This is a genomic window from Cupriavidus numazuensis, from assembly GCF_905397435.1.
Lineage (GTDB): Bacteria > Pseudomonadota > Gammaproteobacteria > Burkholderiales > Burkholderiaceae > Cupriavidus > Cupriavidus numazuensis.
In genome coordinates this window covers 125,249-149,339 of sequence record NZ_CAJPVI010000003.1, presented here as the reverse complement: position 1 = coordinate 149,339, position 24,091 = coordinate 125,249, and the positions used below count along the sequence as shown (strand labels likewise).

General features: G+C 62.9%; 29 protein-coding genes. 5 read left to right on the top strand and 24 right to left on the bottom strand.

The genetic code is table 11. The features are described from left to right. Nucleotides 1-68: 68 nt before the first annotated feature. The 8 genes from KHO41_RS04325 to KHO41_RS04290 all read right to left on the bottom strand — a co-directional run bounded on the left by KHO41_RS04325 (nt 69) and on the right by KHO41_RS04290 (nt 6,326). Nucleotides 69-464, bottom strand: coding sequence for a VOC family protein (locus KHO41_RS04325; protein ID WP_211952071.1), 396 nt, complete (start codon nt 462-464; stop codon nt 69-71). Between the two features lie 2 nt (nt 465-466). Then, on the bottom strand, nt 467-814 hold the full coding sequence (locus KHO41_RS04320; RefSeq protein ID WP_211952070.1) for a ribbon-helix-helix domain-containing protein: 348 nt from the start codon (nt 812-814) through the stop codon (nt 467-469). A gap of 32 nt (nt 815-846) precedes the next feature. Then, nucleotides 847-2,415 (bottom strand): GMC family oxidoreductase, encoded by a 1,569-nt coding sequence (locus KHO41_RS04315; RefSeq protein ID WP_211952069.1) that lies wholly within the window; start codon nt 2,413-2,415, stop codon nt 847-849. Between the two features lie 97 nt (nt 2,416-2,512). Then, nucleotides 2,513-3,118 carry a gluconate 2-dehydrogenase subunit 3 family protein gene (locus KHO41_RS04310; RefSeq protein WP_211952068.1) on the bottom strand — a complete coding sequence of 202 codons (606 nt, stop codon included), beginning with the start codon at nt 3,116-3,118 and terminating at the stop codon, nt 2,513-2,515. 71 nt (nt 3,119-3,189) lie between these two features. After that, nucleotides 3,190-3,492, bottom strand: coding sequence for a c-type cytochrome (locus tag KHO41_RS04305; RefSeq protein WP_211952067.1), 303 nt, complete (start codon nt 3,490-3,492; stop codon nt 3,190-3,192). A 216-nt stretch (nt 3,493-3,708) separates the two neighbouring features. Further along, nucleotides 3,709-3,963, bottom strand: coding sequence for a hypothetical protein (locus tag KHO41_RS04300; protein WP_211952066.1), 255 nt, complete (start codon nt 3,961-3,963; stop codon nt 3,709-3,711). A gap of 20 nt (nt 3,964-3,983) precedes the next feature. Then, nucleotides 3,984-5,570 (bottom strand): malate synthase A, encoded by a 1,587-nt coding sequence (gene aceB, locus KHO41_RS04295; RefSeq protein ID WP_211952065.1) that lies wholly within the window; start codon nt 5,568-5,570, stop codon nt 3,984-3,986. A gap of 54 nt (nt 5,571-5,624) precedes the next feature. Then, nucleotides 5,625-6,326 carry a haloacid dehalogenase type II gene (locus tag KHO41_RS04290; protein ID WP_211952064.1) on the bottom strand — a complete coding sequence of 234 codons (702 nt, stop codon included), beginning with the start codon at nt 6,324-6,326 and terminating at the stop codon, nt 5,625-5,627. Nucleotides 6,327-6,577: 251 nt separating this feature from the next. Between KHO41_RS04290 and KHO41_RS04285 the strand changes: the two genes are divergently transcribed. Together KHO41_RS04285 and KHO41_RS04280 are read left to right on the top strand one after the other, a co-directional pair. Beyond that, entirely contained in the window at nt 6,578-7,528 is a 951-nt protein-coding gene (locus KHO41_RS04285) for a LysR family transcriptional regulator (protein WP_211952063.1), read from the top strand. 185 nt (nt 7,529-7,713) lie between these two features. Then, nucleotides 7,714-8,148 (top strand): universal stress protein, encoded by a 435-nt coding sequence (locus KHO41_RS04280; protein WP_011298116.1) that lies wholly within the window; start codon nt 7,714-7,716, stop codon nt 8,146-8,148. Between the two features lie 57 nt (nt 8,149-8,205). Here KHO41_RS04280 and KHO41_RS04275 read toward each other — a convergent pair whose 3' ends face one another. The 4 genes from KHO41_RS04275 to KHO41_RS04260 all read right to left on the bottom strand — a co-directional run bounded on the left by KHO41_RS04275 (nt 8,206) and on the right by KHO41_RS04260 (nt 12,273). Further along, nucleotides 8,206-8,571, bottom strand: a complete 366-nt coding sequence (locus tag KHO41_RS04275) for a response regulator (protein ID WP_211952062.1) — start codon at nt 8,569-8,571, stop codon at nt 8,206-8,208. A gap of 35 nt (nt 8,572-8,606) precedes the next feature. Further along, nucleotides 8,607-9,140: a hypothetical protein gene (locus KHO41_RS04270; protein ID WP_211952061.1), complete on the bottom strand. Its 534-nt coding sequence runs from the start codon at nt 9,138-9,140 to the stop codon at nt 8,607-8,609. Beyond that, the gene (locus tag KHO41_RS04265) at nt 9,137-9,748 is read right to left on the bottom strand and encodes a methyl-accepting chemotaxis protein (RefSeq protein WP_244873704.1); all 612 of its coding nucleotides are present in this window, start codon (nt 9,746-9,748) and stop codon (nt 9,137-9,139) included. Before KHO41_RS04265 ends, KHO41_RS04270 begins: the two co-directional genes overlap by 4 nt. 140 nt (nt 9,749-9,888) lie before the next feature. After that, nucleotides 9,889-12,273, bottom strand: coding sequence for a HAMP domain-containing protein (locus KHO41_RS04260; protein ID WP_211952059.1), 2,385 nt, complete (start codon nt 12,271-12,273; stop codon nt 9,889-9,891). A 273-nt stretch (nt 12,274-12,546) separates the two neighbouring features. Here KHO41_RS04260 and KHO41_RS04255 point away from each other — a divergent pair, with 273 nt between their 5' ends. After that, nucleotides 12,547-12,747, top strand: coding sequence for a DUF3562 domain-containing protein (locus tag KHO41_RS04255; RefSeq protein WP_211952058.1), 201 nt, complete (start codon nt 12,547-12,549; stop codon nt 12,745-12,747). Between the two features lie 20 nt (nt 12,748-12,767). On the opposite strand, the gene KHO41_RS04250 is transcribed toward KHO41_RS04255, so the two are convergent. The 5 genes from KHO41_RS04250 to loiP form a co-directional block, all read right to left on the bottom strand. Beyond that, nucleotides 12,768-13,478: a GGDEF domain-containing protein gene (locus KHO41_RS04250; RefSeq protein WP_211952057.1), complete on the bottom strand. Its 711-nt coding sequence runs from the start codon at nt 13,476-13,478 to the stop codon at nt 12,768-12,770. A 6-nt stretch (nt 13,479-13,484) separates the two neighbouring features. Then, nucleotides 13,485-13,877: a DUF1987 domain-containing protein gene (locus KHO41_RS04245; RefSeq protein WP_211952056.1), complete on the bottom strand. Its 393-nt coding sequence runs from the start codon at nt 13,875-13,877 to the stop codon at nt 13,485-13,487. A gap of 18 nt (nt 13,878-13,895) precedes the next feature. Continuing rightward, nucleotides 13,896-14,465 (bottom strand): SiaB family protein kinase, encoded by a 570-nt coding sequence (locus KHO41_RS04240; RefSeq protein ID WP_211952055.1) that lies wholly within the window; start codon nt 14,463-14,465, stop codon nt 13,896-13,898. After that, on the bottom strand, nt 14,462-15,712 hold the full coding sequence (locus tag KHO41_RS04235; RefSeq protein ID WP_211952054.1) for a SpoIIE family protein phosphatase: 1,251 nt from the start codon (nt 15,710-15,712) through the stop codon (nt 14,462-14,464). The genes KHO41_RS04240 and KHO41_RS04235 overlap by 4 nt, the downstream gene beginning before the upstream one ends. Before the next feature lie 122 nt (nt 15,713-15,834). Continuing rightward, the gene (loiP, locus tag KHO41_RS04230; RefSeq protein WP_211952053.1) at nt 15,835-16,590 is read right to left on the bottom strand and encodes a metalloprotease LoiP; all 756 of its coding nucleotides are present in this window, start codon (nt 16,588-16,590) and stop codon (nt 15,835-15,837) included. A gap of 253 nt (nt 16,591-16,843) precedes the next feature. Here loiP and KHO41_RS04225 point away from each other — a divergent pair, with 253 nt between their 5' ends. Together KHO41_RS04225 and KHO41_RS04220 are read left to right on the top strand one after the other, a co-directional pair. Then, a complete protein-coding gene (locus KHO41_RS04225; protein WP_211952052.1) occupies nt 16,844-17,143 on the top strand; it encodes a type II toxin-antitoxin system RelE/ParE family toxin in 300 nt (99 codons plus the stop codon). Nucleotides 17,144-17,146: 3 nt separating this feature from the next. Continuing rightward, nucleotides 17,147-17,446 (top strand): addiction module antidote protein, encoded by a 300-nt coding sequence (locus tag KHO41_RS04220; protein ID WP_211952051.1) that lies wholly within the window; start codon nt 17,147-17,149, stop codon nt 17,444-17,446. Between the two features lie 186 nt (nt 17,447-17,632). Here the strand turns inward: KHO41_RS04220 and aceA are convergent, their stop codons facing one another. The 7 genes from aceA to KHO41_RS04185 form a co-directional block, all read right to left on the bottom strand. Further along, nucleotides 17,633-18,928, bottom strand: a complete 1,296-nt coding sequence (aceA, locus tag KHO41_RS04215) for an isocitrate lyase (RefSeq protein WP_211952050.1) — start codon at nt 18,926-18,928, stop codon at nt 17,633-17,635. A gap of 422 nt (nt 18,929-19,350) precedes the next feature. Beyond that, complete coding sequence (locus KHO41_RS04210) at nt 19,351-19,767, bottom strand: gamma-glutamylcyclotransferase family protein (RefSeq protein ID WP_211952049.1); 417 nt, start codon at nt 19,765-19,767, stop codon at nt 19,351-19,353. A gap of 1 nt (nt 19,768) precedes the next feature. After that, nucleotides 19,769-20,266, bottom strand: coding sequence for a ribonuclease E activity regulator RraA (rraA, locus tag KHO41_RS04205; RefSeq protein ID WP_211952048.1), 498 nt, complete (start codon nt 20,264-20,266; stop codon nt 19,769-19,771). A 44-nt stretch (nt 20,267-20,310) separates the two neighbouring features. Next, nucleotides 20,311-21,573 (bottom strand): MFS transporter, encoded by a 1,263-nt coding sequence (locus tag KHO41_RS04200; protein ID WP_211952047.1) that lies wholly within the window; start codon nt 21,571-21,573, stop codon nt 20,311-20,313. Nucleotides 21,574-21,723: 150 nt separating this feature from the next. Further along, nucleotides 21,724-22,545, bottom strand: coding sequence for a LytR/AlgR family response regulator transcription factor (locus tag KHO41_RS04195; RefSeq protein WP_211952046.1), 822 nt, complete (start codon nt 22,543-22,545; stop codon nt 21,724-21,726). 51 nt (nt 22,546-22,596) lie between these two features. Continuing rightward, nucleotides 22,597-23,763, bottom strand: coding sequence for a sensor histidine kinase (locus tag KHO41_RS04190; RefSeq protein WP_211952045.1), 1,167 nt, complete (start codon nt 23,761-23,763; stop codon nt 22,597-22,599). A 94-nt stretch (nt 23,764-23,857) separates the two neighbouring features. Further along, nucleotides 23,858-24,040 (bottom strand): LiaI-LiaF-like domain-containing protein, encoded by a 183-nt coding sequence (locus KHO41_RS04185; protein WP_211952044.1) that lies wholly within the window; start codon nt 24,038-24,040, stop codon nt 23,858-23,860. Between the last annotated feature and the right edge of the window lie 51 nt (nt 24,041-24,091).

The following is a 24,091-nucleotide window of genomic DNA, read 5'->3' as shown; positions in this document are numbered from 1 at the left end:
TCGTCGAACGCCGGAATGGGGTGAATCGAAAGCAGGCGGCGGATGACTGGCGTGCGGACCTGCGAATTTCAACGATAGTGTCCGTGCCGTTCGAGCACTTCGATCTTGTACCCATCCGGGTCCTGGATGAAGAAGAACCTGGCCAGGAGTTCGTCGCCGGACTTGAACTCCTTTACGGGTAGCGGCTGATACCCCGCTGTCAACAGCGCGGCGTGCTTAGCGGCAACATCGTCCACCACCACCGCAACATGGCCGTAGCCGTCCCCATGCGTGTAGGGTTCGCTACGGCCCTTGTTATAGGTAAGCTCGAGCTCCACATCGCTCGCCGGGTTGCGCAGGTACACCAGCGAAAAATCAGGAAAATCGAGCCTGTGCGAGGGTTTCAGGTCCAGCACTTCGTCATAGAACCTGAGGGATGCGTCAAGATCGCGCACCCGGATCATCGTATGGATGAATTTAGCCATGGTCAGTGAGTCGTGATTCCAATGTTGGGCGAGGAAGCCGTCGGCTCTTCGATCAATTCCTTGCCCTGCTGGGCCTCTTCAAACTGATCGCATTTCCTGCGAAGAAAGCGAAGGCACGTGACTCTCAGGAAGGACGTAAAGTTTTGCACGTCGCCTCGATGCCGCATGATCTCGTCGTGGAACTGTACGATCAGCGCGTTGGTCGTCATGCCTTCCTCTGCCGCCAGGGTCGACAACGTGTCCCAGACGAAGTTCTCCAGCCTGATGCTGGTCTGCACACCATGAATGCGCACCGAGCGCGTCCGCGATTCATAGTGAATGGGGTCTGCCGTAACGAAGAACTCGCACATAGGGAGCCTCTGCGCTGGTCATTGTCTCGGGGTCAGATCGTTCTCTTTGACATCCGGGAGGCGATATAGTCGGCCTGCCGGATGGCAAGGGTCACAATGGTCAGTGTCGGATTCTCCGCCCCGCCAGTCGTGAACTGGCTACCGTCGCTGATGAACAGGTTCGCGATGTCGTGAGTCTGCCCCCATTTATTGCATACGCCATCGCTTGCGCGCGCGCTCATGCGCGCCGTCCCCAGGTTGTGGGTCGAAGGATATGGCGGCGTCCGGAATGTCTTGATGGCTCCGACGGCTCCGTACAGGCGCTCTGATTGGGTGTAGGCGTGATTTCGCATCGCGATATCGTTCTCGTGATCGTCGAAATGCACATTGGGAACGTAGTTTCCCCAATGGTCCTTGACATTGCTGTTCAACGTGACGCGATTGGATTCGCGCGGCATGTCCTCGCCGACAATCCAGAGACCGGCGAGATCCGTGTATCTGTCCATCCACCACGTGAAGTCGCTGCCCCAGGCACCAGGGTTCAGGAACGCTGCCATGAACGGAACGCCCAGCGCGAGTGTTTCGAGTTCATAGCCGCCCACGAATCCGCGCCGCGTGTCATTGCGTGCTTCGTCCCGCACGATGCCGGCCATCGTCGTCCCGCGATACATGTGGACGGGTTCATTGAAGGCCGCGTAGACGGACCCCGTCATATGGCGCATATAGTTGCGCCCCACTTGCCCTGACGAATTGGCAAGGCCCTCCTTGAACATGCCTGAAGCCGACATCAGCAAGAGGCGGGGCGTCTCGATGGCGTTCCCGGCCACGCAGACGACGCGGGCCTTTTGCCGCTGCTCCTTGCCATCGGCATCCATGTACACGACGGCATTCACGCGCCCTTTCTGGTCATGCTCAATACGGGTGGCATGCGCCTGCGTCCGCAGTTCGAACTTGCCGGTTGCTTCCGCCGCGGGTAACTCGGTGTACAAGGTGGACCATTTCGCACCGCTCTTGCAACCTTCGAAGCAGAACCCGAGTTGCATGCACCTGGCCCGGTCCTTGCGCGGCTGGCTGTTGATCGCCATATGGCCGGTGTTGACTTCCTTGTACCCCAGGCGCGTGGCGCCGTTGTACATGACCTTGAAGTTGTTGTTTCCAGGCAGCCCCGGGATGCCGTGTGTTCGTGTCACCCCCATCTTGTCCTCGGCCTTCGCATAATACGGCGCCAGTTCCTTCAGCGTGACAGGCCAGTCCAGCAGGTTCGCCCCCTTGATGTCGCCATACACCGTGCGCACCCGGAACTCGTGCTCCTGGAGCCGAAGCGAAGCGCCGGCCCAATGCGTACTGGTGCCTCCCACCGTCTTGCAGACCCATGCCGGCAATTCCGCGAAATCCTTCGCAATACGCCACGTGCCGGAGGTCGTGCGCTTGTCGAGCCAGGCGAGCTGGCTGAAGGCCTTCCACTCGTCATTGATGAAACTCGCGTTGGACTGCTTTCCACCCGCCTCAAGCACCACGACCTTGATGCCCTTCTGGCACAGCTCATTGGCAAGCGTCCCGCCGCCGGCGCCTGAACCGATGATGACGACAACGGAGTCGTCACTGAAGTCGAACTTGGCCATTTTTGTCTCCGTTCAGGGGTCGTCTGCCACGCAGGGCGCACGCCTCTTCTGTGCTGCGATATCTTTGCTTCGGAGGAACCGCCGGAGCGCTCTGGACTCAGCCCATATAAGGCGGCGGGCTCGCTGATGCAGGCGGATCCGGCAGCCACTTCAGGTCCTGGAAGCCGCGAACGATGTATCCGCCTTTTTCCCACGCGGAGCCTGGATACCCGAGCGCGGCGAAAGCCATTTCGCTGTCGTACAGCGATGTCACCGCTTTGCCGCGCACCGTATTGAAGAAAGGCTGCCCCTCCATCGCCTTGACCGCTGCGAGGCGTTTCGCGGCGTCGGCTTTGACAAAGCTGCCGCCCGCCTCGCGATCCAGAGCAGCAATGCCCGCACGCAATTGATCCGCGACGCTGGCATCCTTGGCCGCCGCGGCGTCCAGGTCCTTGGCGAGCAGTGCGTAGATTGCGTCCGGGAACTTCTCATGCGGGAACAACACGCGGCCCATCTGCATCAGCGTGTCCCCCTGTTGCTGGTTCAGTACCTTGAGCTCCACGGCCCAGACCGTTGACGGCGCCAGCAATGCCAGCGGGCTGCCCGCCGCTAGTGTGCCGATCAGCACACCCGCTCCTTTCAGGAGGCTTCTGCGCGTCAACGTTGCGCGGGCCGGTTCGCGACGTTCCTTCTCGTCGATCTGGGAAATCGGGATGACTTTCATGGAAGACTCCCATCAGGTTTAAGCGTCTGGCGAGACGCTGGCGGCGCCGCAAACTGGCGCAGCTTCTTCTTTTACTTGTCCGGGCTGCCGGCAAGGATCCATTCGGCAAGGGTCCGCGCGTCGGCGTCGGAAAGCCCGGCTTGTGCGGGCATGGGTGTACTGCCCCATTTGCCGGCGCCGCCAGCCTTGATGCTCGCGGCCAGGGTCGATGGATCCACGCCCTTGTACTTCGCTGCGACCTCCGCATACGAAGGGCCGACCAGCCGTGCATTCACCGCGTGGCAGCCAAGACAAGCGTTCTGGTTCGCAAGCTGCCGGGCGCGCGCCGCGTCCGGGGCGGCATGCGATGAAGCTGCCGTCATCAACGCCGCCATGGCAAACGCGGCTTTCCATGCGCTGGCGATGCGGCCACCCTCACATCGCGCTTGTCGTTGATCCGGGGGGCAGGGAGATCGGGGCGCGCGTATGCGAATGGTTATCACAGTGTTGTCTCCGTGGGTTCTTGCCTCGTCGCCGTTCGATGGTCGCGAGCTTTGAACTGAATATAGTCTCGCTCTGGCCGACCTAGGTCACATCCGGCTATTCACAGGTTAAACCCTGAGTTTCAGTGTGAAATGGCCGCCAGCAGTGGCGTCGGCCACACCGACTGACACAGTGGGTAACGCTGCCAGGATGCGTTTGACTGCGCGATTGCTGCGCCGCAACGAGCGGGAGCCCGCAATGGCACGGGCGTCCTTGGCTTCATGCTGCGACGAGAATATTGAGGCGATGCGGGCGAACGATGTCGTCACTGCGACAGCGCCGAAAAACAAAAAACCCGCGGCTTTCACCGCGGGTTTCTTCACTGCAACAAGCCGCTACAGGCTCAGACTTCTTCGTACAGCGGCAGCGTCAGGAATTCGGCGAAGTCTTCCGACGTCGACATCTGCTCGAAGATTTCCGCAGCGCGGTCGTACGTCTTGGTCTCGCCGCCGACTTCGGCCTTCACCTTGGCCAGTTCTTCCGGAATCAGCTTGCGCACCAGCTCGGCCGTAACCTTGGTGCCGTCTTCCAGCTTGCCCTTCGGCGAGCGAATCCACTGCCACACCTGCGAGCGCGAGATTTCGGCGGTGGCCGCATCTTCCATCAGGTTGTGGATCGGCACGCAGCCGTTGCCGGCCAGCCAGGCGCCCAGGTAGTGGATGCCGACGTTGATGTTCATGCGCAGGCCGCCTTCGGTGATCGGCGTTTCCGGCTGGAAGTCCAGCAGGTCCGAACCCTTCACGTTCACGTCCGGGCGTTGCTTGCCGAACTGGTTGGGCTTGTCGCCCAGCACGTCCACGAATTCCTTCATGGCGGGCTCGACCAGGCCCGGGTGAGCCACCCAGCCGCCGTCGTAGCCGTCGGTCGCGTCGCGCTTCTTGTCGTTGATGATGCCCTGCATGGCGATGGCGTTCTTCTCCGGATCGTTCTTGATCGGGATCAGTGCGCTCATGCCGCCCATGGCGGGCGCGCCGCGGTAGTGGCAGGTCTTCAGCAGCAGCAGTGCATAGGCACGCATGAACGGCGCGGTCATGGTGACCTTGGCGCGGTCGGCCAGGCAGAAGTTCTTGTCGTTCTTGAACTTCTTGATGCACGAGAAGATGTAGTCCCAGCGGCCGGCGTTCAGGCCAGCGCTGTGCTCGCGCAGTTCGTACAGGATTTCATCCATTTCGAACGCGGCGAGGATGGTCTCGATCAGCACGGTGGCCTTGATGGTGCCTTGCGGCAGGCCGATCTCGTTCTGGGCCATCACGAAGACGTCGTTCCACAGGCGTGCTTCCAGATGGCTTTCCATCTTCGGCAGGTAGAAGAACGGGCCGTCGCCGCGGGCGATCTGCTCCTTGGCGTTGTGGAACAGGAACAGCGCGAAATCGAAGATGCCGCCCGAGACGCGCTTGCCGTCGATCGTGACGTGCTTTTCGTCGAGGTGCCAGCCACGCGGGCGCACCTGCAGCGTAGCGATCTTGTCGTTGAGCTTGTATTGCTTGCCCTTCGACTCCAGCGTCAGCGTTCGGCGCACGGCGGCCTTCAGGTTCACCTGACCCTGCAGCTGGTTGTGCCAGTTCGGGGTGTTGGAATCCTCGAAGTCGGTCATGTAGCTGTCAGCGCCCGAATTGAAGGCGTTGATGACCATCTTGGCCTCGACCGGGCCGGTGATTTCCACGCGGCGGCATTCCAGGGCCTTGGGGATCGGGGCCACCTTCCAGTCGCCTTCGCGGATGTGCTTGGTCTCCGGCAGGAAATCAGGCAGTTCGCCGGCGTCCAGGCGCTTGGTGCGCTCCACGCGAGCGGCCAGCAGTTCCTGGCGGCGCGGCTCGAAAGCGCGGTGGAGCTTGTCTACCAGGGCCAGTGCTTCCGGCGTGAGGATATCTTCGTAGGCCGGCAGGATCTCGCCGGTAATCTTCATGCCCGCGGGCAGCGTGATAGCCATCAGTCTTCTCCTGTTAGTCGATAGCTTGTTAGAGGGTTGACCGCTCGTTGCCGTTCAGATTTCCACGCCTTTGGCGCGGACGAAATCGAGCAGGTCGTTCATATCGTGCCCGGTGCCGGAGGGCGCTACGTCGAGCCGCTCCGCCGGGTGGCCGGCACGGTTGATCCAGAACGTGGTGTAGCCAAACCATGTCGCGCCGCAGGCATCCCAGCCATTCGACGAGACAAAGAGGATGTCTTCGGGTGGCAGGTCGAATGCCTTCGGCCCGAGCGCATAGGCCGCCGGTGCCGTCTTGTACTGGCGCACGGCATCGACGGACAACACATGATCGAACAGCCCGTGCATGCCCGCACTCTTGACCGAGATATCGAGCATCTCTGCATTGCCGTTCGACAGGATGCCCAGTGGCAGGCCCGCGCGTCGCAGTCGCTTGAGCGCGCCCAGGTTCTCCGGGAACGCAGACAGGCAGGCGTATTCCTTGAGCAACTGCGCCTCGGTCGCCTCGTCCAGCGTCACGCGCAGTCGTTCTGCTGCGTAGCGCAGCGAATCCACCGTCAGCGCCCAGAACGGCTTGTAGTACTTGCCGTCGGGCGAGGCCATGGTGCGAACGCGGGTGTAGTCGATCTGGCGTTCGCGCCACAGCAGCGCCAGGGCCTCGCCCTTGCCCGGGAACAATTGCTCCGCGCGCGCCGTGACGGAATACACGTCGAACAGCGTGCCGTAGGCGTCGAAGACGACTGCGCGGATCTTGGTCATGAGGCGCTCTGGTTTCCGGGAATGTGCGGTGCCGTAGGCGTTTGCGTGGGGCTGTACACCAATGAATGCATCGCATTGTAGGCAGTCGCTGCAGTGCGGCAAAGCGGCCCCGGGTCACTTGATCTTTTACTTTTCGGCATCTAATCTTGGCTGACTCATCGAACAATAAACACCAATCCTCTCCCATTTGCGCGAAATCCCCGTCCACCAGCCCGTGCGGGTGATCGCGCAGGCATCGCAGGCAAACATTCGTGGACCATTTCAAACAACTGGAGACTTTTGTATCCGTGGCCTCGCGCGGCAGCTTGTCCGCCGCGGCGGCAGCCGAAGGGGTGGCACCGGCCATCATCGGACGGCGCATCGATGCCCTGGAGGAGCGGCTCGGCGTCAAGCTGCTGATCCGCACCACGCGCAAGATCAGCCTGACCTTCGAGGGGTCGGCCTTCCTGGAAGACTGCCAGCGCATCCTGAACGACCTGCACAACGCGGAAGCGAGCGTGTCGGCAGGTGGCGTGAAGGCCAGCGGCCACCTTCGTGTCACGGCCCCGGCCGGCTACGGACGCAAGCATGTGGCGCCGCTGGTGCCGCTGTTTATCGAATCGCACCCGGATGTGACGATTACGCTGGATCTGTCCGACCGCGTCGTCGATCTCGTCAACGAAGGCTTCGACTGCGCCATTCGGCTTGGCGATCTGCCGGACTCCAGTCTGGTTTCCATCCGTCTTGCGGAAACACGGCGAGTGGTGGTGGCATCACCCGACTATCTGGCCAGGGCAGGCACTCCGGTTCTGCCGGAAGAACTGCAGGGCCATAACTGCCTGGCCTTCGGCGCGAGTGCCAATGTGCAGCGAGGCTGGGTGTTCCAGCAGGAAGGCCGTACGGTCACGGTCAAGGTGGGCGGCGATATGGAATGCACGGACGGCGCCGTGCTCCACGAGTGGTGCCTGCAGGGCCATGGATTGGCCTGGCGTTCGTGGTGGGAAGTCGGCAGCGAAATCGCCAGCGGCCGGCTGGTGACGGTGCTCGATGAGTTCCAGGCGCCGCCCATCGGCATCCACGCCGTATTTCCGCAGCGCAAGCACCTGCCGCTGCGCGTGCGCTTGTTCATCGACCACCTGAAGAACACCTACGGCAATCCGGCCTACTGGCGCCGGACTGAGCAGGCCCCGGCACGGCCAGCCATGACGGCAATGGCGGGATAAGGCAGCGACGCGGTGGCCGGATGTGCGCTATCACACTCTGTTGCAATTGATTTAGCGCAATGCCCTACTCGGCACACTGTCTACAATGGTTTTCAGACAGGCGCTTTCCGGTCGCAAGCAAAGGTCTTGTGAAGGTCGCAACCGGGCCTGCCCTCCCCTCATTCCCCGCATGAAAGGAGTCCCGCATGTTCCAACACATCCTTCTACCGACCGACGGTTCCGACCTGTCCAAGAAGGCAATCAACGGCGGACTGGAACTGGCCAAGGCCATCGGCGCACGCGTCACTGCCTATGTTTGCCTGGAAGAGTATCCATACACGCCGTTCAGCGAGATCGTGGTCGAAGCGCCGCAGGCCTTCAAGGACCGCATCGAGAACCAGGCCAAGCTGTACCTGAAGGAAGTGGAAAACCTCGCCATGGCTGCGGGCGTGACGTTTGACACCGACATGTCGACGTTTGCGGTGCCTTACCTCGGCATCATCGACGCGGCCGAGCGGCATGGCTGCGACGTGATCTTCATGGCTTCGCACGGCCGGCGCGGCTTGTCCGGGCTCCTGCTGGGCTCGGAAACCCAGAAGGTGCTCACGCACACCGACATTCCGGTGATCGTTTATCGCTGATTCTGATCGGGCCAGCGGATCGGGCCGGGGCAGCGCCCCGGTCCTTGCATTTTCCGCTCAGGCGGCGAGCTTGCGGAGCGTTTCGAGAACGGCGTCGCCCTTGAACGGCTTGACGATCCAGCCGCGAACGCCGGCTGCCTTGCCGCGCTCCTTCATGGCCGGGCTGCTTTCCGTGGTCAGCATGATGATGTTGACACCGGCGTTATTCAGTTCGCCGCGGATCTTTTCCACCATGGTCAGGCCGTCCATCTCGGGCATGTTGATATCGCTGACCACCAGCCGGATGTCCTGACGGCCACGCAGCTTCGCAAGACCGTCCTTGCCGTCCACCGCAGTCTCCACATCCAGGCCATTGCGCCGCAGGAATCCGGCGACCTCGTCCCGCACCGTGCTCGAGTCGTCTACTACGAGAATCTTCCCCATTTATTGCCTCGTCTTCTTTCGTATCAACTTTCGTATCAAAACAATTCCAGCTCGCCGCAACTCTCGGTCTCTGCCGGGATATCGGCCTGGAAGTCGAGCGGGCCATCCGCACACACTGCCAGCGTCACGCCCACCTGCACCCCATCGTTGATGACCACCGCATAAGTGGCCAGCATTTCGGGGCCGAGCGCATCGACGTGCGACAGGCAATGCGCGCCGAGCACGTAGGGCGTGGACATGCCCAGATCCGGGAAATGCGCCGACAGTGCGTGGCTGATGGCACCGCAGCACAGATTGCCGATTTCCAGGAAACCCTCCAGCGGCGTCACGCTGGCCGCATCACGCACGAAGTACTCGCGCGTCTGTGCACGCGCTGGCAGGTGCAGCAGGAGCAGCAGCCGAAACGCGAGGCCCGAAATCGTGAACGTGACGATATCCGCGTCGGTCGCCATCGTTTCCGTGCTGACGCGCGCCACGCTGCAGTGGTCGGCGGCATCCATCACCAGACGGCTGCGCACGGCGTGCTGCAGGATCCGGTCAAAGCTGTCGCTTGCGTTCGCGCTGATCACGACCCTGCCCTGCCTGATAGCGAAGCGAGCTGGCCGGCCAGTGACTCGACCTGGCTCAGCGACGCGGTGACCATCTTGCCGCCGGCCTGGATATCCTGGAACGTCGCCGCCGTGGACAGGTCGTTCTTGTGCAGGCATTCGCCGAAGCCGCGCGCCAGCGCTTCCGACCGGGCCGCAAGCGTTCTGACTTCGCCGGCGACGATCGCAAAGCCGCGGCCGAACTGCCCGGCATGCGCGGCTTCGATCGAAGCGTTCAACGAGACAATGACGACGTGTCGCACGATAGAAGCCAGCTCCGCGTTCTTGGTGTGCATCTCGCGGTTCTGCGCCATCAGCGCGATCATCTGCTCGTGCCAGCGTTCGAAAGTCGTCGCCAGGCTGCGCAGGCGGTTCGTTTCGGCAGCGATACGGGCGGCATGCGCAGCCGCGTTGCGCGCGGCCCCTTGCGCGCCGTGCAGCGCCTCGGCTGCCTGGCGTGCCTGCCGGGTCTGCTGCGTCAAAGCCTCCCTGGTCTGCGCAAGTTCCTGCTCGAGTTGCGCCACGCGCTGTTCGGCGGCCTCGCGCAACTCGCGTTCGCCATCTTCCTGCCACAAGGGTGGCTCTGTCACGGGCTGCACTCCCGGAACGCGCGCAGCGCGCCTGTCACCGAACCATGTTCTCCATCGCGCGGCCCACGTGCCGGTACGGCCGGCAAATCCTTCCACCAAAGACTGTCTGCTCATTGCCCTGACACTGATCCTCAAATCGTTCATGCTTCCACCGGCTGCGATACAGCTGCACGGCCCGCTTGCGGCTGTCGGTTCTCAAGTCCGGCGGTGGCCACGATGCAGCGTTGCGGCAGCCGCACGATGGTTTCGAAGGACCGGAACATGGCGCCTTCGCTGTTGTCGGTAAAGTGCAGGTTTACGCTGCCGCCCTCGCGTTGCAGGAAGGCCAGCACCGCCTCCATGCCGACACCTCGGCCGGAGACCGCCGTCACGTTCTGCGCGGTCGAGAACCCGGCTCGGAAGATGAACTGCGCAAGCTCTGCATCGCTGCACGCCTGATCGGCTTGCAGCCAACCGCGCGCGATGGCGATGCTGCGGATGCGCCCAAGGCCCAGCCCGCGGCCGTCATCGGCCAGCGTTACCCGCAGGCCCTGCTCGTCCGTGATCACATCGACCGTGATCCGGCCCGCACCCGGCTTGCCCTCCAGGCGGCGCACGTCGGGCTGCTCGATCCCGTGGTCGAGCGCATTGCGCAACAGGTGAGTGAATACGTCCGTGAGCACGATGCCGGCCTTCGCCACCACGCGCTGGCCGCCACCATTGACCTGTACGGTCGGCGCGGCCTTGCCAAGTTCGGCTGCCAGCGAAGGCAGGGAGTTCAGCACACCCGACAAGGCGTGATCGACGCTAACCGTGCCCAGGTGGCTCAGGTTCCGGTGCACCGCATCGCGCATCGCGGCAAGCTCTTGCAGACTGGTCGGATCGGACTGTTCCACAAGCGCGAGCGTCGTGCGAATGGCCTCTTCATCGGCAGACGGCATGCCAGCCGCCGACCCACGGCGCTGTGTGCCGCGCCCGAGCCGCGATTCGCTGATCGTTGCATAGCGGCCCAGCGCATCATGCACGCGCTCGAGTTCGTCGAGCAGCCGGTCCTTGTCCCAGTCGCCTTGGGCGGCGGCGCTGCGCAGCGAGTCGTACGACTGTTCGATCTCGTGCGCGACTTCGGCAATATGGCGGAACTGGTGCGTGCGCGCATTGCCCTTCACGGTATGCATATTGCGGAACAGCGCGTTGACCGCGTCGATGTCCGCCTGCACGTTCTGGCGCAGGATGCGCTCGTTCTCGCGCGCAAACCCGACCGCGTTTTCCATGAAGCGGCTGAACGATGCCTCGTTTACCGCCAGGATCTCCCCGATGATCTCGAGATCCTGCTTCTGCTCGCTGGCCTCGGCCGCAAGTTTGCGCAACTGCGTGACATCGCGCAGGCACAGCATCAGCCGCACGATGTTGTCGTGCTCGTCGGTGATCGGCGACCAGCTCAGGTCCAGGACCTTCACGCGCCCGTCCGGCATGCGGCGCGTGACTTCCGTCACGAGCAGATGCTCGTTGAATTCGAAGTTCATCAGGTCCTGCCCAAGGCAGGCGTCCATGGCAGCATCCACCTGCGAAGCCACCTCGGCGCTGATATCGCTGTGCGCGAAGATCAGCTCCATGACTTTGCGGCCCTCGATCTCGTGCGTTTCCAGGATCTGTTCGAGGAACCTTGAATACTCGGGATGGACGACCGCGCCCGGCACTACGGTCAGGATGCCCTGCTGCATGTTCTGCAGGATGGCCTGCATGTCGGCCGTCTTCTGCCGCAGCAGCCCCGCGTTTTCCTGGATCTTCTCGATCATGCGGTTGAACGCGACGATCGAACGGCCGATCTCGTCCGCGCTGCCAACCGGCACGCGGCGCGAAAAATCCTGGCTGTCCGCGATCTCGCTCATCATCGCCTGCATGCGCGTCAGCGGACGCGCAATCTGGCGGTACAGCACCATGCCGACGCCTACGAGCAGCACCACCGCGATGCTGCTCACCACGCCAATGGCCGTGGTGGTCGTGCGCATCAGCCCGTTCAGTGCGGTGACGGCCTCGTCTTTTTCCCGGTTCTTTTCGACGCGCAGCGTCTGGACGATCTTTTCCATCTCGTCGCGATAGCGCGCCACGTTGGCGAACAGGAAAGCCTGCGCGAGTTCACCGCGGCCAGCGGCCTTCATTTCCGCGGTTTCGCGGATGGCCTCGGCGTAGTTGTCGAAGCTTTCCCTGGCTTGCTCCACCAGCCCGCGCTGGGCCTGCGTATGCGCGTGCTTCGCCTGGGCTGCGAGCGCCTCGCCCAGCGCCGCCTGATGGTCCTTTAGCTCGGCCTGGTTCTGTGCCGCCAGCGCGGCATCAGGCGCATACACGAGCGCCATCGTCGCGAGCTGCACGTCCTTCACGAGCGCGACAACGTCAGCAGACGCCAGTGCACTCGGGACGACACCTTCCGTGACTTCCCGGACCTGCGCGGCGCTGCCGCGCGTCTGATAAACGGCGTAACCGCCAATACCGGCCAGCGACAGGAACGCCAGCATGATCAACAGCGTAATGCGATGACGAATACTCATAGCTACCTGCAATGCCCCAATGCTGCGTGTGCGAACTGATCCTGCGCCATTGCGCAAGTCAGAAGAGAGGTGGAGAACAGGGTCAAATTATTGTGACAAAGTGTTACCGCGACATGACTACGCGTCACTTTGTTTTGCGTATGCAACGCGGGAGCGCAAACTTGCGCGTCAGGCGGGGGTCGTTCCGGAAGGAGCACCCGGAGCAAAGTCAAAAAGGACCTTGCCCGGCGGAGTCAGATTGCTAATCTGGATGGCAGTCGCGGAGGAATGGCCATGATCAAGACAGACAGCAAGCAGGAACTGATCCGCAAGATCGCGGAGGAATGCCATGCGCCGGAGACGCTGGTCGCGGACATGTACGAACACACGATGGAGGACCTGAGCGCACAGGCTCGCATCCGGGACTATCTGCCGTTGATGGTGGCGCGGCGTGTCCGGCGGGAGATCAAGGACAGCCAGCAGATCTTGCACTGAGGTACTGAGGCGCTGTGCCGCTAGGCCAAGCACACCACGCGGTTGCGGCCCAGGCGTTTTGCCTCGTAGAGCGCTTCGTCGGTGCGGGCATAGGCCCGTTCGAAACTAGCATGGCGCTCATTCCAGCTCACGCCGAAGCTGGCCGTCACCTCAACGTCCGGAGTCTCGGTAAAGCGCGTGCTAGCCAGATGCGCGCGCATGCGCTCGGCAAGTTCGCCAGCCGCTTCCAGCGATTGCCCGGGTAACAGTACCGCGAACTCTTCGCCACCGACGCGTCCGACCGGTCCCTCGCCGTCCACCAAGTGGATCAGGCACGCTGCAACGCCTTGCAGAATCGCATCGCCCGCCGGATGGCCATGGATATCATTGACGCGCTTGAAGTGGTCGATGTCCACCATGATCAGGGCAACACAGCCATCGTCCAGCATCGCGCCGGCGCGCTCCACCAGCGCGCCACGGCTGATGGCGCCAGTCAATGCGTCATGGCTGACGCGAAACTTCAGTTCTGAAGCCAGTTCCTGCAGCCGGTAGTTGAGCCGGTTCATTTCCAGCTCTTCGCGGTCGCTGCGGCGAATGAGCTGACGGGTGTCGCGAATGAGGCGTTCGTACGCGCCAATCAGGTTGCCCAGCGAGTGCCGGTACGCGTTATCGCCCGCGGCGGGGTTATCGAAGACGGCGCGGGCACCGGCAAGGATGCCGTGTTCCTGGGCGAACAGATCGGCGTCCGACATCGTCGTTCAACCGGCCGACGTAGCGTGCGACACAAAGCGGATGGCCGGGAAGTCGGCATGCATGTCTTCGCCGAATTCGAGGATGGTGTCGTCTTCCTCGTCGCAGTACCAATGCATCGTGACAACCAGCCCACGTTCCGCCGCCGCGTTGAGCGCATCGAACATGGTGAACAGCATCTTGGTGCTGGAGCTGTTGAAATACGTGAGCGCGATATCCACGTCGACCTGCCCCTCGCTACGGCTGGCCAGGTATTCGCGCAGCGCGGCAAGCGCCTTGCCATAAAACGCCGCCGCGTTTTCCGGATACGACTCGCCTTTCAGGGAAAGCCGGTGCTGCGCAAAATCGAAATTCACTTCAGGCGAAGACGGCGTCGCCGCAATGAAGAGATGGTCGTCCATCCCGGTCCCCTCTTGTTCTTAGATCGTGGCAGTGATGCAAAACAGCGTCGACGCGGGATTGGCTTCGATTGGCTGGAACTGGAATTCGAGCGGGGCACTGGCATCGCGAGCCAGCGTCAGCAGGCCCAGGCCTGCTCCCTTGCTTCCTTCCGGCGCTTCCGCGCGCAGCGTGCGCTTGTAGGCTTGCTTGATCTCCTCGCAGGTCATGCTGCGCAACGGCTCAAGCTTTTCGCGCAGGGATTCTACCGCAGCCGTCGCCACGGGATTGCTGCACATGAGCCGGTAGTGCGGACCCACAACACTGATGCAGACGGAGCCGTGGCGCAACTGCCGGTCCTCGTCCGACGATGGTGTCAGCGCTTCGGCCGAGTAATGGACAATGTTCTGCGCCATTTCGATGAACGATGAAAACAGCTTGCGGCGCGTGCTGCCATCCACGCGTGTCTCCGCCATCTGCAGCCGGACCGCTTCCGACATCGCCGCAATGATGTTCTGCGAGAAATAGCCCACGTAATAGAAGATCACGTTGTGGCTCCGCGCAGAGGCCAGGAAAGCGCTGTAATCGCGCTCGATGGAAAATCCCGTCATAAGCCGCCCGGTACTTGAATGCGAAAGCAAAGAAAAGTCAGGTCGTCGCGACGATGGTGGTCGCCCTGCCAGAGCCGGAGCTGTTCCAGCACGGCCTGGGCCACCGTCGTCGCCGGGGCCGCGCGCTGCGCAAGAATGGCCTCGCGCACGCGACGTTTGCCGAATGCAATATCCTTGGCGCCGCCGATCTGGTCGATCAGCCCGTCCGTCGTCACGAACACCAGCGTGCCCGGTTGCGTCGGCACCGTGCGATCCTGCCAATGGTAATCGAGGCCCGTGTCGACGTAGCCCACGCTCACGCGATCGCCGTCCACCACAGTGAAGTCGGCATCATCGGGATTGAGCATCAGCAAGCCGCATTTCGCGCCCGCGAACGTGAGCATGCCGCTGGCCCGATCGAACCAGAAGAACGCGGCATCCATGCCGTCATCCGATTCGCGCGCCGCCCGGTCCGCTTCAACCTGCCCCAGCATCTGCTTGATGCCCTGGTTCACCGCCATCAGCAGCGCCGCCGGGCTGCGGGGGCCGTGCTGGGCCAGTGCCTGGCTCAGGATGGTCGAGGCAATCAGCGTCATGAACGCGCCCGGCACGCCGTGGCCCGTGCAATCGCCGATCGCGGCAAACCAGCCGTCCGCGCAGTCCGTGAAATGGTAGAAATCGCCGCCAACCGTATCGCGCGGCTCCCAGACCAGGCTGGCGTCGCGCAACGCGGCCAGCAGCGCATCGCGCGAAGGCCGCAGCATCGCACGCTGGATCGTGCTCGCGTAGTCGATGCTCTGCATGACCTGGCGATTGCGCTCGGCCTGCATGTCGCCGACCATGCGCATCAGGTGCAAGCCATGGCCGAACCCCACGAACTTGCCGCCGCGCGTGATCAGAAAACCTTCGGCCAGCGCCTTCTCGCCATGTTCGACCGCCTTGAAGGTCAGGGCCTCCAGACTGGTGGCCGCGTCCACGATCAGCGGCTCCTTGTCCATGAACGCAATGCAGCTTTTCCGGCTATAGAGCTCGCGGTGGTACGGCTTGCTCATCTGCGACATGAAGATCGACCGGTTGATCATTCCGATCGGCACATCGTCTTCGGTGACTGGCAGGCAATTGAGCTCGCGGTGGCTGGTAAAGACCTCCAGCACGCTTTCATTGTTCTGGCTGGCAGTCACCGACGGCGTCGCCACACACAGGTCTTCGGCGCAAGGCGTACGGAACCTCGGCCGGACTGCATGGCGACTGTCCGAATGTATGGACATAAATGCGGCTTCAATCTGAATGAAGCCATGTAGTGTAGAGGCGTCACATGACTGATACGTGACACCGCACTCGAACGGCGGGCCAGCCGTCCTGGCGACCCGCCTTTCAAACGCATGGGCGCTTACGAACCCTTGCTGATGCGCTCCTGGATATGCTGCGCGCGGGCGTCCGAGCCCGGGTGCGACGAGAACATGCTTGACTTGCCGCCATCGAGCTTGGCCAATTTCTGGAACGCCGTCACGAGGCCGGTGGTGTTGGCCTTGTTCTTCGTCAGCAGGTCGAAAGAGTAATCGTCGGCCGCCGATTCCTGCGACTGCGAGAACTGCGCGTTGATCAGCTTCTCGCCGAGTTCGCCCAGTTGCGACGACGAGAGTGCCGCCACCGCGCTGTTGCCGGCCGACGCTGCAGCGCCGCGCGCCGCAGTGGCCGTGTAGGCGACCTGCATCGCCTTCTTCGTGTGGCCCAGCGCCACGTGGCCCATCTCGTGGCCGAGCACGCCGCGCACCTCGTCGTCGGTCATCATGTCCATCAGGCCGCTGTACACGCGCACGCAGCCGTTGGCCATCGCCCAGGCGTTGACGTCCTTGGTCATGTAGACCTTGGCGTTGACGTTCTGCATATCCGAGTTTTTCAGGCCCGCCATGACTTTGACCAGCCGCTTGGAATACGTCGTGCCGGATGCGGCGATCTTGTTGGTCTTGTCCGATTCGGCGCAGGCCTGGTCGGACAGGCTCTTGACGTCGGCGTCGCTGAGCGTAGCCGCCTTGGCCAGGCTGCTGCCGGCGGCCATCATGCCGTCGAGGTTGGTGCCGGCGCAGCCGGCCAGGGTCGCGGCGGCGGCTGCTGCTGCCAGGGCAATGAGGAGAGGTGCTTTCATGGTGTCGCGGAATCAACGCACGGCAAGCGTGCAAGAGGATGTGTGTCGGATGTGCCTTGAATGTGCCATCCAAGGCACCGGGACTTTATTCCACTTTTATGCCGATGCGGGGCGGTTGATGCGCGATAGCCACCAATTATGACAATTAATTACATTTGGCCAACTCCTTCCTTAAAGGACCGCCGCCATACTGCGAGTCGACAAACCGTGAACCACAGCTTACACTCCGTGAACTGCGGATTACACTTTTCCAATGACCACGATCCGCACCACAGAAGTCTTCGATGTCTGGTTTCACGACCTCAAGGACCGTTTGGCCAAGCGCCGCATTCAAGCGCGTATCGACCCTCTGGCGATGGGGAACCCCGGCGACACGAATTCCGCCGGCGCACCCATCACTGAATTGCGCATCGACTACGGCCCGGGCTATCGCGTCTACTACGTGCAACGCGGCGCCGTCGTGGTGATCCTGCTATGTGGCGGCGATAAATCTACGCAAAATGCGGACATCAAGGCCGCGCACAAGATGCTCGGCCAGCTTGATACGGAGTGAGCAATGGAAAAAATCAAAACCCGGCCGTGGGATTCAGCCGAGCACCTGAAAACGGAAGACGACATCGTCGAATATTTCGAGGCCTGCTTGCTCGAAGGCGGTGACGATCCGGCGTTTATTGCCCATGCCCTTGGCGTGATTGCGAGGGCACGCGGCATGGCGCAGGTGGCGCGAGACGCGGGTATGTCGCGCGAAGGTCTGTACAAGGCCCTGTCGATCGAAGGCAATCCGAGCTTCGGCACGATCCTCAAGGTAATCAAGGCGCTGGGACTGCAGCTCCACGGCTCAAAAGCACACGCCTGACGCAACACTCGATGGAGCGAGCGCAGTTGCTAAAACGAAAAAAAAACCGCGCCGCCTCCTGAGAGAGAAACGGCGCGGTGCCTGAAAAAGAGGAGCGTGATGGTCGCACGCTCCCCCTGGTCTGCTGAACCTAGAGACTGCTCGGTTCCCCCCGATCTATGTTTCAGCAAACGGTGGCCAGGAGAGTCAGGCCACTTTCTTGTCTTCGAAGAACTGCTCGTCTTCGGTAGATCCTTTCAATGCGGTCGTCGATGACTGGCCGCCTTCAATAGTCTGCGTCACGGCGTCGAAGTAGCCGGTGCCGACTTCGCGCTGGTGCTTCACCGCGGTGAAGCCCTTCTCGGCTGCCTTGAACTCGGCTTCCTGCAGTTCCACGAACGCGCTCATCTGGTTGCGGGCGTAGCCGTAGGCCAGGTTGAACATCGAGTAATTCAGCGAATGGAAGCCCGCCAGCGTGATGAACTGGAACTTGTAGCCCATGGCGCCCAGCTCCCGCTGGAACCTGGCGATGGTCGCGTCGTCGAGATTCTTCTTCCAGTTGAACGACGGAGAGCAGTTGTAGGCCAGCATCTTGCCCGGGAATCTGGCATGCACGGCTTCGGCAAACTTCTTGGCGAACTCGAGGTCCGGCTTGCCGGTTTCGCACCACACCAGGTCCGCAACTTCCGCGTAGGCCAGCGCACGCGAAATCGATTGCTCCAGGCCGTTGCGGACGCGGTAGAAACCTTCCACGGTGCGCTCGCCGGTGCAGAACGGCTTGTCGTTGTCGTCCACGTCCGAGGTCAGCAGGTCAGCGGCTTCGGCATCGGTACGTGCGATCACCAGCGTCGGCACGCCCGACACGTCCGCGGCCAGACGCGCAGCGGTCAGCTTGGCCACCGCTTCGCGGGTCGGCACCAGCACCTTGCCACCCATATGACCGCACTTCTTCACCGAAGCGAGCTGGTCTTCGAAGTGCACGCCGGCTGCGCCCGCCTCGATCATCGACTTCATCAGTTCGAATGCGTTCAGCACGCCGCCGAAGCCGGCTTCTGCGTCAGCCACGATCGGGGCGAAGAAATCGGTGTCGCCCGTGCCCTCACTCCACTGGATCTGGTCGGCGCGCTGGAACGTGTTGTTGATGCGCTTGACGACCTGCGGTACGGAGTTGGCCGGATACAACGACTGGTCCGGGTACATCTCGCCAGCGAGATTGGCGTCGCCAGCGACTTGCCAGCCCGACAGGTAGATGGCCTTCAGGCCGGCCTTCACTTGCTGCATGGCCTGGTTGCCAGTCAGTGCGCCCAGTGAATTCACGAATGGCTCAGTGTGCAGCAGGTTCCACAGCTTCTCGGAGCCGCGGCGGGCCAGCGTGTGCTCGATCTGGACCGAACCGCGCAGGCGCACCACATCTTCAGCACTGAAGTTGCGCTTGATGCCCTTCCAGCGGGGATTGGTGTCCCAATCCTTTTGCAGAGCCTGGATTTGTTGTTCGCGGTTCATATCACTCTCCTAGCGACAAATTGGGGGATGGCAAGAAAATCCGTATGCCTGACCTGCCTGCTTTTCTCAGGCTGGCGACGCGCTTTTTGCGTCAAAGGTCATTTGTCTTATATAAGAGTGTAGGGAAACGTCCCGCGTCGCAACAGGCCTTGAGGGCTGTCGTTATTTAGTTTTTTATTGTTATAGATCAATATCTTACGAAACAATTTTCACAATGCGGAACACAATATTCCATCATGAGAAATCCCATTGTGCTTCGCAACCCAATAATTTTGCGGCTCAAAATATATTTCCACATTGTGAAATTTGAGCAGAAAAAGGCCGATCGCCCGGCCCGGTACCATCGCGGCATACCCGGAGGGGCATCACAATGAAAAACGGCGCCTCGAATGGGCGCCGTTCCGGACTGGGAGAAGCGGTTATCAAGCCGCAGCGGTATCGCGCGCCTTGCGGTAAGCCACCCAGTCGCCACTGTCGATGCGCGGTAGTCCCGTGACAGCGGCATCGGCCACCGGATACAACAGGCAATTCACCGGCCGGCCCTGATGAAGGACGGTCTGTTCTTCCCGGACAAAGAGCGAGGCCTGGCCCGGATAGACTTCCTCAATCTCGTCGAGGACTGGCAACAGCGCCTCAGGCACGTCATAGAGATCGCCCACCGCCGGACCAGCCGCCGGATCAAGCACGAGCCCCGGATAGGTGCCGAAGTCATAGAGCCGCCCGGCAATGGTCCCCGTGCCTAGCAGCGTGGGCGCGGCGATGCCGTGCCGGCGCGCAGCAGCGTTCAGATCGTTGACCTCGCCGGCGCGCAGCGTGCCGTAGACAAAGACCCTCGGCATATCAGGCACCCAGCTTTTCTTCGGACACCAGCACGCCATCGGCATCCACATAGATCCAGTTGCCGGGGCGTACCACCGCGCCGGGCATCTGCACTGCCACGTCGCGCTCGCCAGCGCCGCGCTTCTGGCTCTTTTGCGGATGCGCGGCGAGCGCGCGGATACCGATGTCGCAGACGTCCAGCTCGCCCGTGTCGCGCACGCAGCCATTGACGATGATGCCGACCCAGCCGTTTTTCTCGGCCAGCAGACCCAGGTTGCCTCCGACCAGCGCGCAGCGCAGTGAGCCGCCGCCATCGATCACGAGCACACGGCCCTGCCCCGGCGATTCCAGCGCTTCGCGCACGAGCGAGTTGTCTTCAAAGATCTTCAGTGTGGCAGCCTGGCCGGCAAAGGCCTGCTGCTTGCCGAACGCGCGGAACACCGGTGCCATGACGCGCAGCGTGCCGTCGGCCAGACGCGGCTCGTTGGCATCGCAAAGATCGGTGGTGACATGCTTCATCAAACACTCCTGCAAGGAAGAAATTCAGTACCGCCTGGCCGGCGTCAGGCTGCCGTTGCCTGCGAACCAGCGCCTCGGCGCGAACGGTTGCCGTTGCCGACCGTCACGGCGGTCAGGATCGACACCAGCTGGAAGCCGCCGATCATGAAGAACACCCAGTTGGGCAGGTGCGCGTCCATCAGCGCACCGAAGAACAGCGGGCCACTCGCCAGGCCGATATCCAGGCCCGAATACACCACGCCGTACACGCGCCCGGTAGCCCCGGCCGGGGCCGCAGCACGCACGAGCAGGTCGCGCGACGGACCCGCCGTGCCCGCGCCAAAGCCGACCACGCCGAGCAGCACCGGCACCAGCAGTCCCGGCGCAACATTCAGGCCCACCAGCACGGCCATCAGGCCCGATACCGTGAAGCTCAGCGCGATCAGCCTGTCATGGTTGCTGGTGCGGGTCGCGGCAAACCCACCGACTACCATGCCGCCCGCGCTGCAGAGCATGTAGATGGTGTAGGACGCCGTCGCCAGCGTGAACGGAATGCCATAGAGCTGCGTCAGCGCCGTCGGCGCGAAGCTCTGGATGCCGGCGGCCGAGAACGTGGTCAGCAGGAAGAAGGCCCAGCATACCCATACCTGCGGCAGTTTCAGGAAGCCCAGCAGGCTGCCACCGGCACCGGCCTGAGCGGCCTTGGGACGGCCGACCGCACTGCCAAGCTCGCGCGGGTCGAGCACATGGCGCAGCACCAGCAGCACTGCCAGCACGCTGAACGCCACGACCGAAGCCGCCGCCAGCGCCACGCGCCACGTCGCCAGGTTGGCAATGGTCACCAGGAAAACCGGCGCAGCCGCCCAACCCAGGTTGCCCGAGATGCCGTGCACCGAGAATGCATGGCCGAGCCGGGGCTGCGACACATGCTTGTTCAGCAGCGTGAAATCGGCCGGATGGAACACGCCGTTGCCCAGTCCCGCCACGCCGGCGCCGAACAGCAGCATCGCGTAGCCGGTGCTGGTGGAAAGCAGCAAGGCCGCCGCGCCCAGGAAGGCCAGTCCGCCAAACAGCACCGGCCGGGCGCCGATGCGGTCCACCACGAAGCCCGATGCGGTCTGCACTACCGCCGACACCGCGAAGAAGACCGTCATCAGCAGCCCGAGTTCGGCATAGCTCAGGCCAAACTCCGCCTTGATCCACGGGAACAGCGGCGCCAGCAACAGGTGATAGAAGTGGGAAACCCCGTGCGCCAGCCCTACCAGCCCGATCACCTGGGCATCATGGCGGAGCGTATTGCGGCTGGGATCGAGAGCAGCGGTAGTCATGGCGGCGGATTCGCGGGATGGAGCCAGGCACGCGTACCGCAGGCCTGCAAACCACAAGGCATGCAAAAACGCGCACCGAAGCTCGCATCATAGTGGAAAACCGCAAGTGGCTGCATCCGGGTGCAGCCGCCGCCGCAACGCCTGGGACAACTACATCTGCTTGAACAGGTAGGCGTACTGCCGCGCGACGGGCAGCGATTCCGGCCGGTCGCGCAGGCGCAGCGATACGCGGCCAAGCGACTGCGGGACGGCGCTGGCCACGCATGTGATATTGACCACGGTACCGCGGTGAATCTGCCAAAAACGCTCCGGATCCAGCTGCTGCGCCAGTTCGCGCAGGCTGGTGCGGATCAGCGCCTCGCCGCCGGTAGATACGACGTTGACGTACTTGTCGGTCGCTTCGAGGTAAATAACCTCATCGACCGGGATGATGCGGACCTCCTGCCCCACCAGCGCCTTGATAAAGCGCAGGTAGCTGCCCTGCTGCCCCGTCGCGGCGCGGGCCGTTGACGGGTTCTCCAGCGCATCCAGTCGGTTAAGCAGTTGCGCGAGCCGGTCGTTGTCGATCTGGCCGTTGCTTGGCTCGGCATCGGCCTGTGCCGCCGCCAGCCGCGCCTTCAGCCGCGAGACCGTTGCCTCCAGCCGCTCGTGCTGCACGGGCTTGAGCACATAGTCGACGGCCGCCCGTTCAAACGCTTCCAGCGCGAACTGGTCGTAGGCCGTCACGAATACGACAAGCGGCGGCACATCGAACTCGACCAGTTCGCGGGCCACCTCCATGCCGCTCATGCCGGGCATGCGGATGTCGAGGAACACCACCGTCGGCTGATGCTGCCGGGCGGCTTCGAGCGCGGCAACGCCGTCGTGCACCACGCCGACCACGCTGGCCTCCGGCCATAGCGCGCTCAGTTCGGATTCCAGCACGCGGGCCAGCAGGGGTTCATCATCGGCAATCAGCAGGGTCGGGGTCATGGCAGGGATCAGGGGCGTGATCGATGTCAGCAAGCGACGTGTTTCAGATCATCAGGGACGTGGCATGGCCGGTGTAGCGCCAGCCGGCGTGGCCGGCATGGGCGCAGCAACCGGCGCAGGCACCGGCACTTCGGTATGGCGCGTCATCGGCAGCGTCAGGCGCACCACCACGCCGCGGGGCGTGTTTTCCTCCATCTGCATGCTGGCCGCCGCACCAAAGATGCGCGCGAGCCGTTCGCGCACGTGGGTCAGGCCTAGGCCCGAGCCCTTGCCCGATCCATGGCCGAAGCCGACGCCGGTATCGGCGATGATGACCTGCACCGCGTCTTCGCCGGCCGCGCGCGCCGACAGCGTAATGTGGCCGCCGCGCATGCACGGCTCGATGCCATGCGTGACCGCGTTCTCCACGAGCGGCTGGATCAGCATCGGCGGAATCTCCACACCGGCCAGCTCGGCAGGCAGATCGAAGTCGTAGCCAAGGCGCGTGCCGAAGCGCATGCCCTGGATATCGAGATAGCTTCGCAACAACTCGAACTCCTGGCGCAGCGTGCATTGCTCGGCCCGCGTATGCGACAGCGAGGTGCGCAGGAAGCCGATCAGCCGTTGCAGCAGCTTGCGCGCCGCGCGCGGGTCGGTGGCAATCAGACCGTCGAGATTGGCGAGCGAGTTGAACAGGAAGTGTGGCTCGATCTGCGCCTGCAATGCCATCAACTGGGCGCGCACGAGCTGCTTCTCGGCTTCTTCGCGCTGCAGCGCGTCCAATGCGGCCTGACGCTCGAGATGGGCAAGCTTTTCGCGCGACCAGTAGAAATAGATCATGCTCGTCGACGCCAGCATGCCCACCACCAGGCACATACGCAGCATGTCGCCGGTCTCGGCGACGGACTTGGGCGGCAGGTTCAGTACCTCGCGCGTGGCCCAGCTGCCGAGGATCACGCCAAGCGGCACGGCAGCCGCGGCCAGGCCCAGGAACGGCCAGCGGCGCGGGCGATCGTTCCACCAGATCAGCACGCGCGGGATGTCGATCAACAACCAGATCGACAGCCCGATCAGGTGGCTGTAGACGAAGTTGTGCCAGAACGTGCCGCCGGTCTGGAAGCCATAGTTCAGGCTGACGGCGATCACCGTGTTCATGCACAGCACGAACAGCAGGTCACGCCCGAGGATGGTCAGCCGGGACGGGATGGCCGAGGAAAGACAACGGTTCATGGGGTTCATGTTAGCGTGGCCTGTGCCTGGCGCAATGCGTGAGGGTCCGGATGGGTACGATCGCCGCGCGCCTCAACCCTCGGCGCCGGCGCCCCGCACGGCATCAGCGCCGCAGCGCCACACGGCGGGCCAGCAACACCACGCCCGCGATGACGAGCAGCAGCGGCCACCAGTCATGCGTGAATTGCGCGGGCAGCATGCCGCGGTGCTGTAGGAGAAGCACGCCTCCTACCAGGATCAGGATCAGCGGGACGAATACGCCCCGGCCAGTGCGGCCAGTCCTCATGGTCTCTCTCCATCGTCAATGGCATCGCGCGCAATATCTGTTGCGCTGCGG

What these genes read in the sequence shown, in the direction of transcription:
- KHO41_RS04275 (WP_211952062.1), bottom strand. Translation starts at nt 8,571, where the DNA reads ATGGGGAAGATTCTCGTAGTAGACGACTCGAGCACGGTGCGGGACGAG.
- KHO41_RS04310 (WP_211952068.1), bottom strand. Translation starts at nt 3,118, where the DNA reads ATGAAAGTCATCCCGATTTCCCAGATCGACGAGAAGGAACGTCGCGAA.
- KHO41_RS04305 (WP_211952067.1), bottom strand. Translation starts at nt 3,492, where the DNA reads ATGGCGGCGTTGATGACGGCAGCTTCATCGCATGCCGCCCCGGACGCG.
- KHO41_RS04235 (WP_211952054.1), bottom strand. Translation starts at nt 15,712, where the DNA reads ATGTCCATACATTCGGACAGTCGCCATGCAGTCCGGCCGAGGTTCCGT.
- aceB (WP_211952065.1), bottom strand. Translation starts at nt 5,570, where the DNA reads ATGGCTATCACGCTGCCCGCGGGCATGAAGATTACCGGCGAGATCCTG.
- KHO41_RS04260 (WP_211952059.1), bottom strand. Translation starts at nt 12,273, where the DNA reads ATGAGTATTCGTCATCGCATTACGCTGTTGATCATGCTGGCGTTCCTG.
- KHO41_RS04240 (WP_211952055.1), bottom strand. Translation starts at nt 14,465, where the DNA reads ATGACGGGATTTTCCATCGAGCGCGATTACAGCGCTTTCCTGGCCTCT.
- KHO41_RS04290 (WP_211952064.1), bottom strand. Translation starts at nt 6,326, where the DNA reads ATGACCAAGATCCGCGCAGTCGTCTTCGACGCCTACGGCACGCTGTTC.
- KHO41_RS04200 (WP_211952047.1), bottom strand. Translation starts at nt 21,573, where the DNA reads ATGACTACCGCTGCTCTCGATCCCAGCCGCAATACGCTCCGCCATGAT.
- KHO41_RS04245 (WP_211952056.1), bottom strand. Translation starts at nt 13,877, where the DNA reads ATGGACGACCATCTCTTCATTGCGGCGACGCCGTCTTCGCCTGAAGTG.
- KHO41_RS04210 (WP_211952049.1), bottom strand. Translation starts at nt 19,767, where the DNA reads ATGCCGAGGGTCTTTGTCTACGGCACGCTGCGCGCCGGCGAGGTCAAC.
- aceA (WP_211952050.1), bottom strand. Translation starts at nt 18,928, where the DNA reads ATGAACCGCGAACAACAAATCCAGGCTCTGCAAAAGGATTGGGACACC.
- KHO41_RS04190 (WP_211952045.1), bottom strand. Translation starts at nt 23,763, where the DNA reads ATGAACCCCATGAACCGTTGTCTTTCCTCGGCCATCCCGTCCCGGCTG.
- KHO41_RS04250 (WP_211952057.1), bottom strand. Translation starts at nt 13,478, where the DNA reads ATGTCGGACGCCGATCTGTTCGCCCAGGAACACGGCATCCTTGCCGGT.
- KHO41_RS04315 (WP_211952069.1), bottom strand. Translation starts at nt 2,415, where the DNA reads ATGGCCAAGTTCGACTTCAGTGACGACTCCGTTGTCGTCATCATCGGT.
- rraA (WP_211952048.1), bottom strand. Translation starts at nt 20,266, where the DNA reads ATGAAGCATGTCACCACCGATCTTTGCGATGCCAACGAGCCGCGTCTG.
- KHO41_RS04320 (WP_211952070.1), bottom strand. Translation starts at nt 814, where the DNA reads ATGTGCGAGTTCTTCGTTACGGCAGACCCCATTCACTATGAATCGCGG.
- KHO41_RS04325 (WP_211952071.1), bottom strand. Translation starts at nt 464, where the DNA reads ATGGCTAAATTCATCCATACGATGATCCGGGTGCGCGATCTTGACGCA.
- KHO41_RS04280 (WP_011298116.1), top strand. Translation starts at nt 7,714, where the DNA reads ATGTTCCAACACATCCTTCTACCGACCGACGGTTCCGACCTGTCCAAG.
- KHO41_RS04220 (WP_211952051.1), top strand. Translation starts at nt 17,147, where the DNA reads ATGGAAAAAATCAAAACCCGGCCGTGGGATTCAGCCGAGCACCTGAAA.
- KHO41_RS04255 (WP_211952058.1), top strand. Translation starts at nt 12,547, where the DNA reads ATGATCAAGACAGACAGCAAGCAGGAACTGATCCGCAAGATCGCGGAG.
- KHO41_RS04195 (WP_211952046.1), bottom strand. Translation starts at nt 22,545, where the DNA reads ATGACCCCGACCCTGCTGATTGCCGATGATGAACCCCTGCTGGCCCGC.
- loiP (WP_211952053.1), bottom strand. Translation starts at nt 16,590, where the DNA reads ATGAAAGCACCTCTCCTCATTGCCCTGGCAGCAGCAGCCGCCGCCGCG.
- KHO41_RS04185 (WP_211952044.1), bottom strand. Translation starts at nt 24,040, where the DNA reads ATGAGGACTGGCCGCACTGGCCGGGGCGTATTCGTCCCGCTGATCCTG.
- KHO41_RS04225 (WP_211952052.1), top strand. Translation starts at nt 16,844, where the DNA reads ATGACCACGATCCGCACCACAGAAGTCTTCGATGTCTGGTTTCACGAC.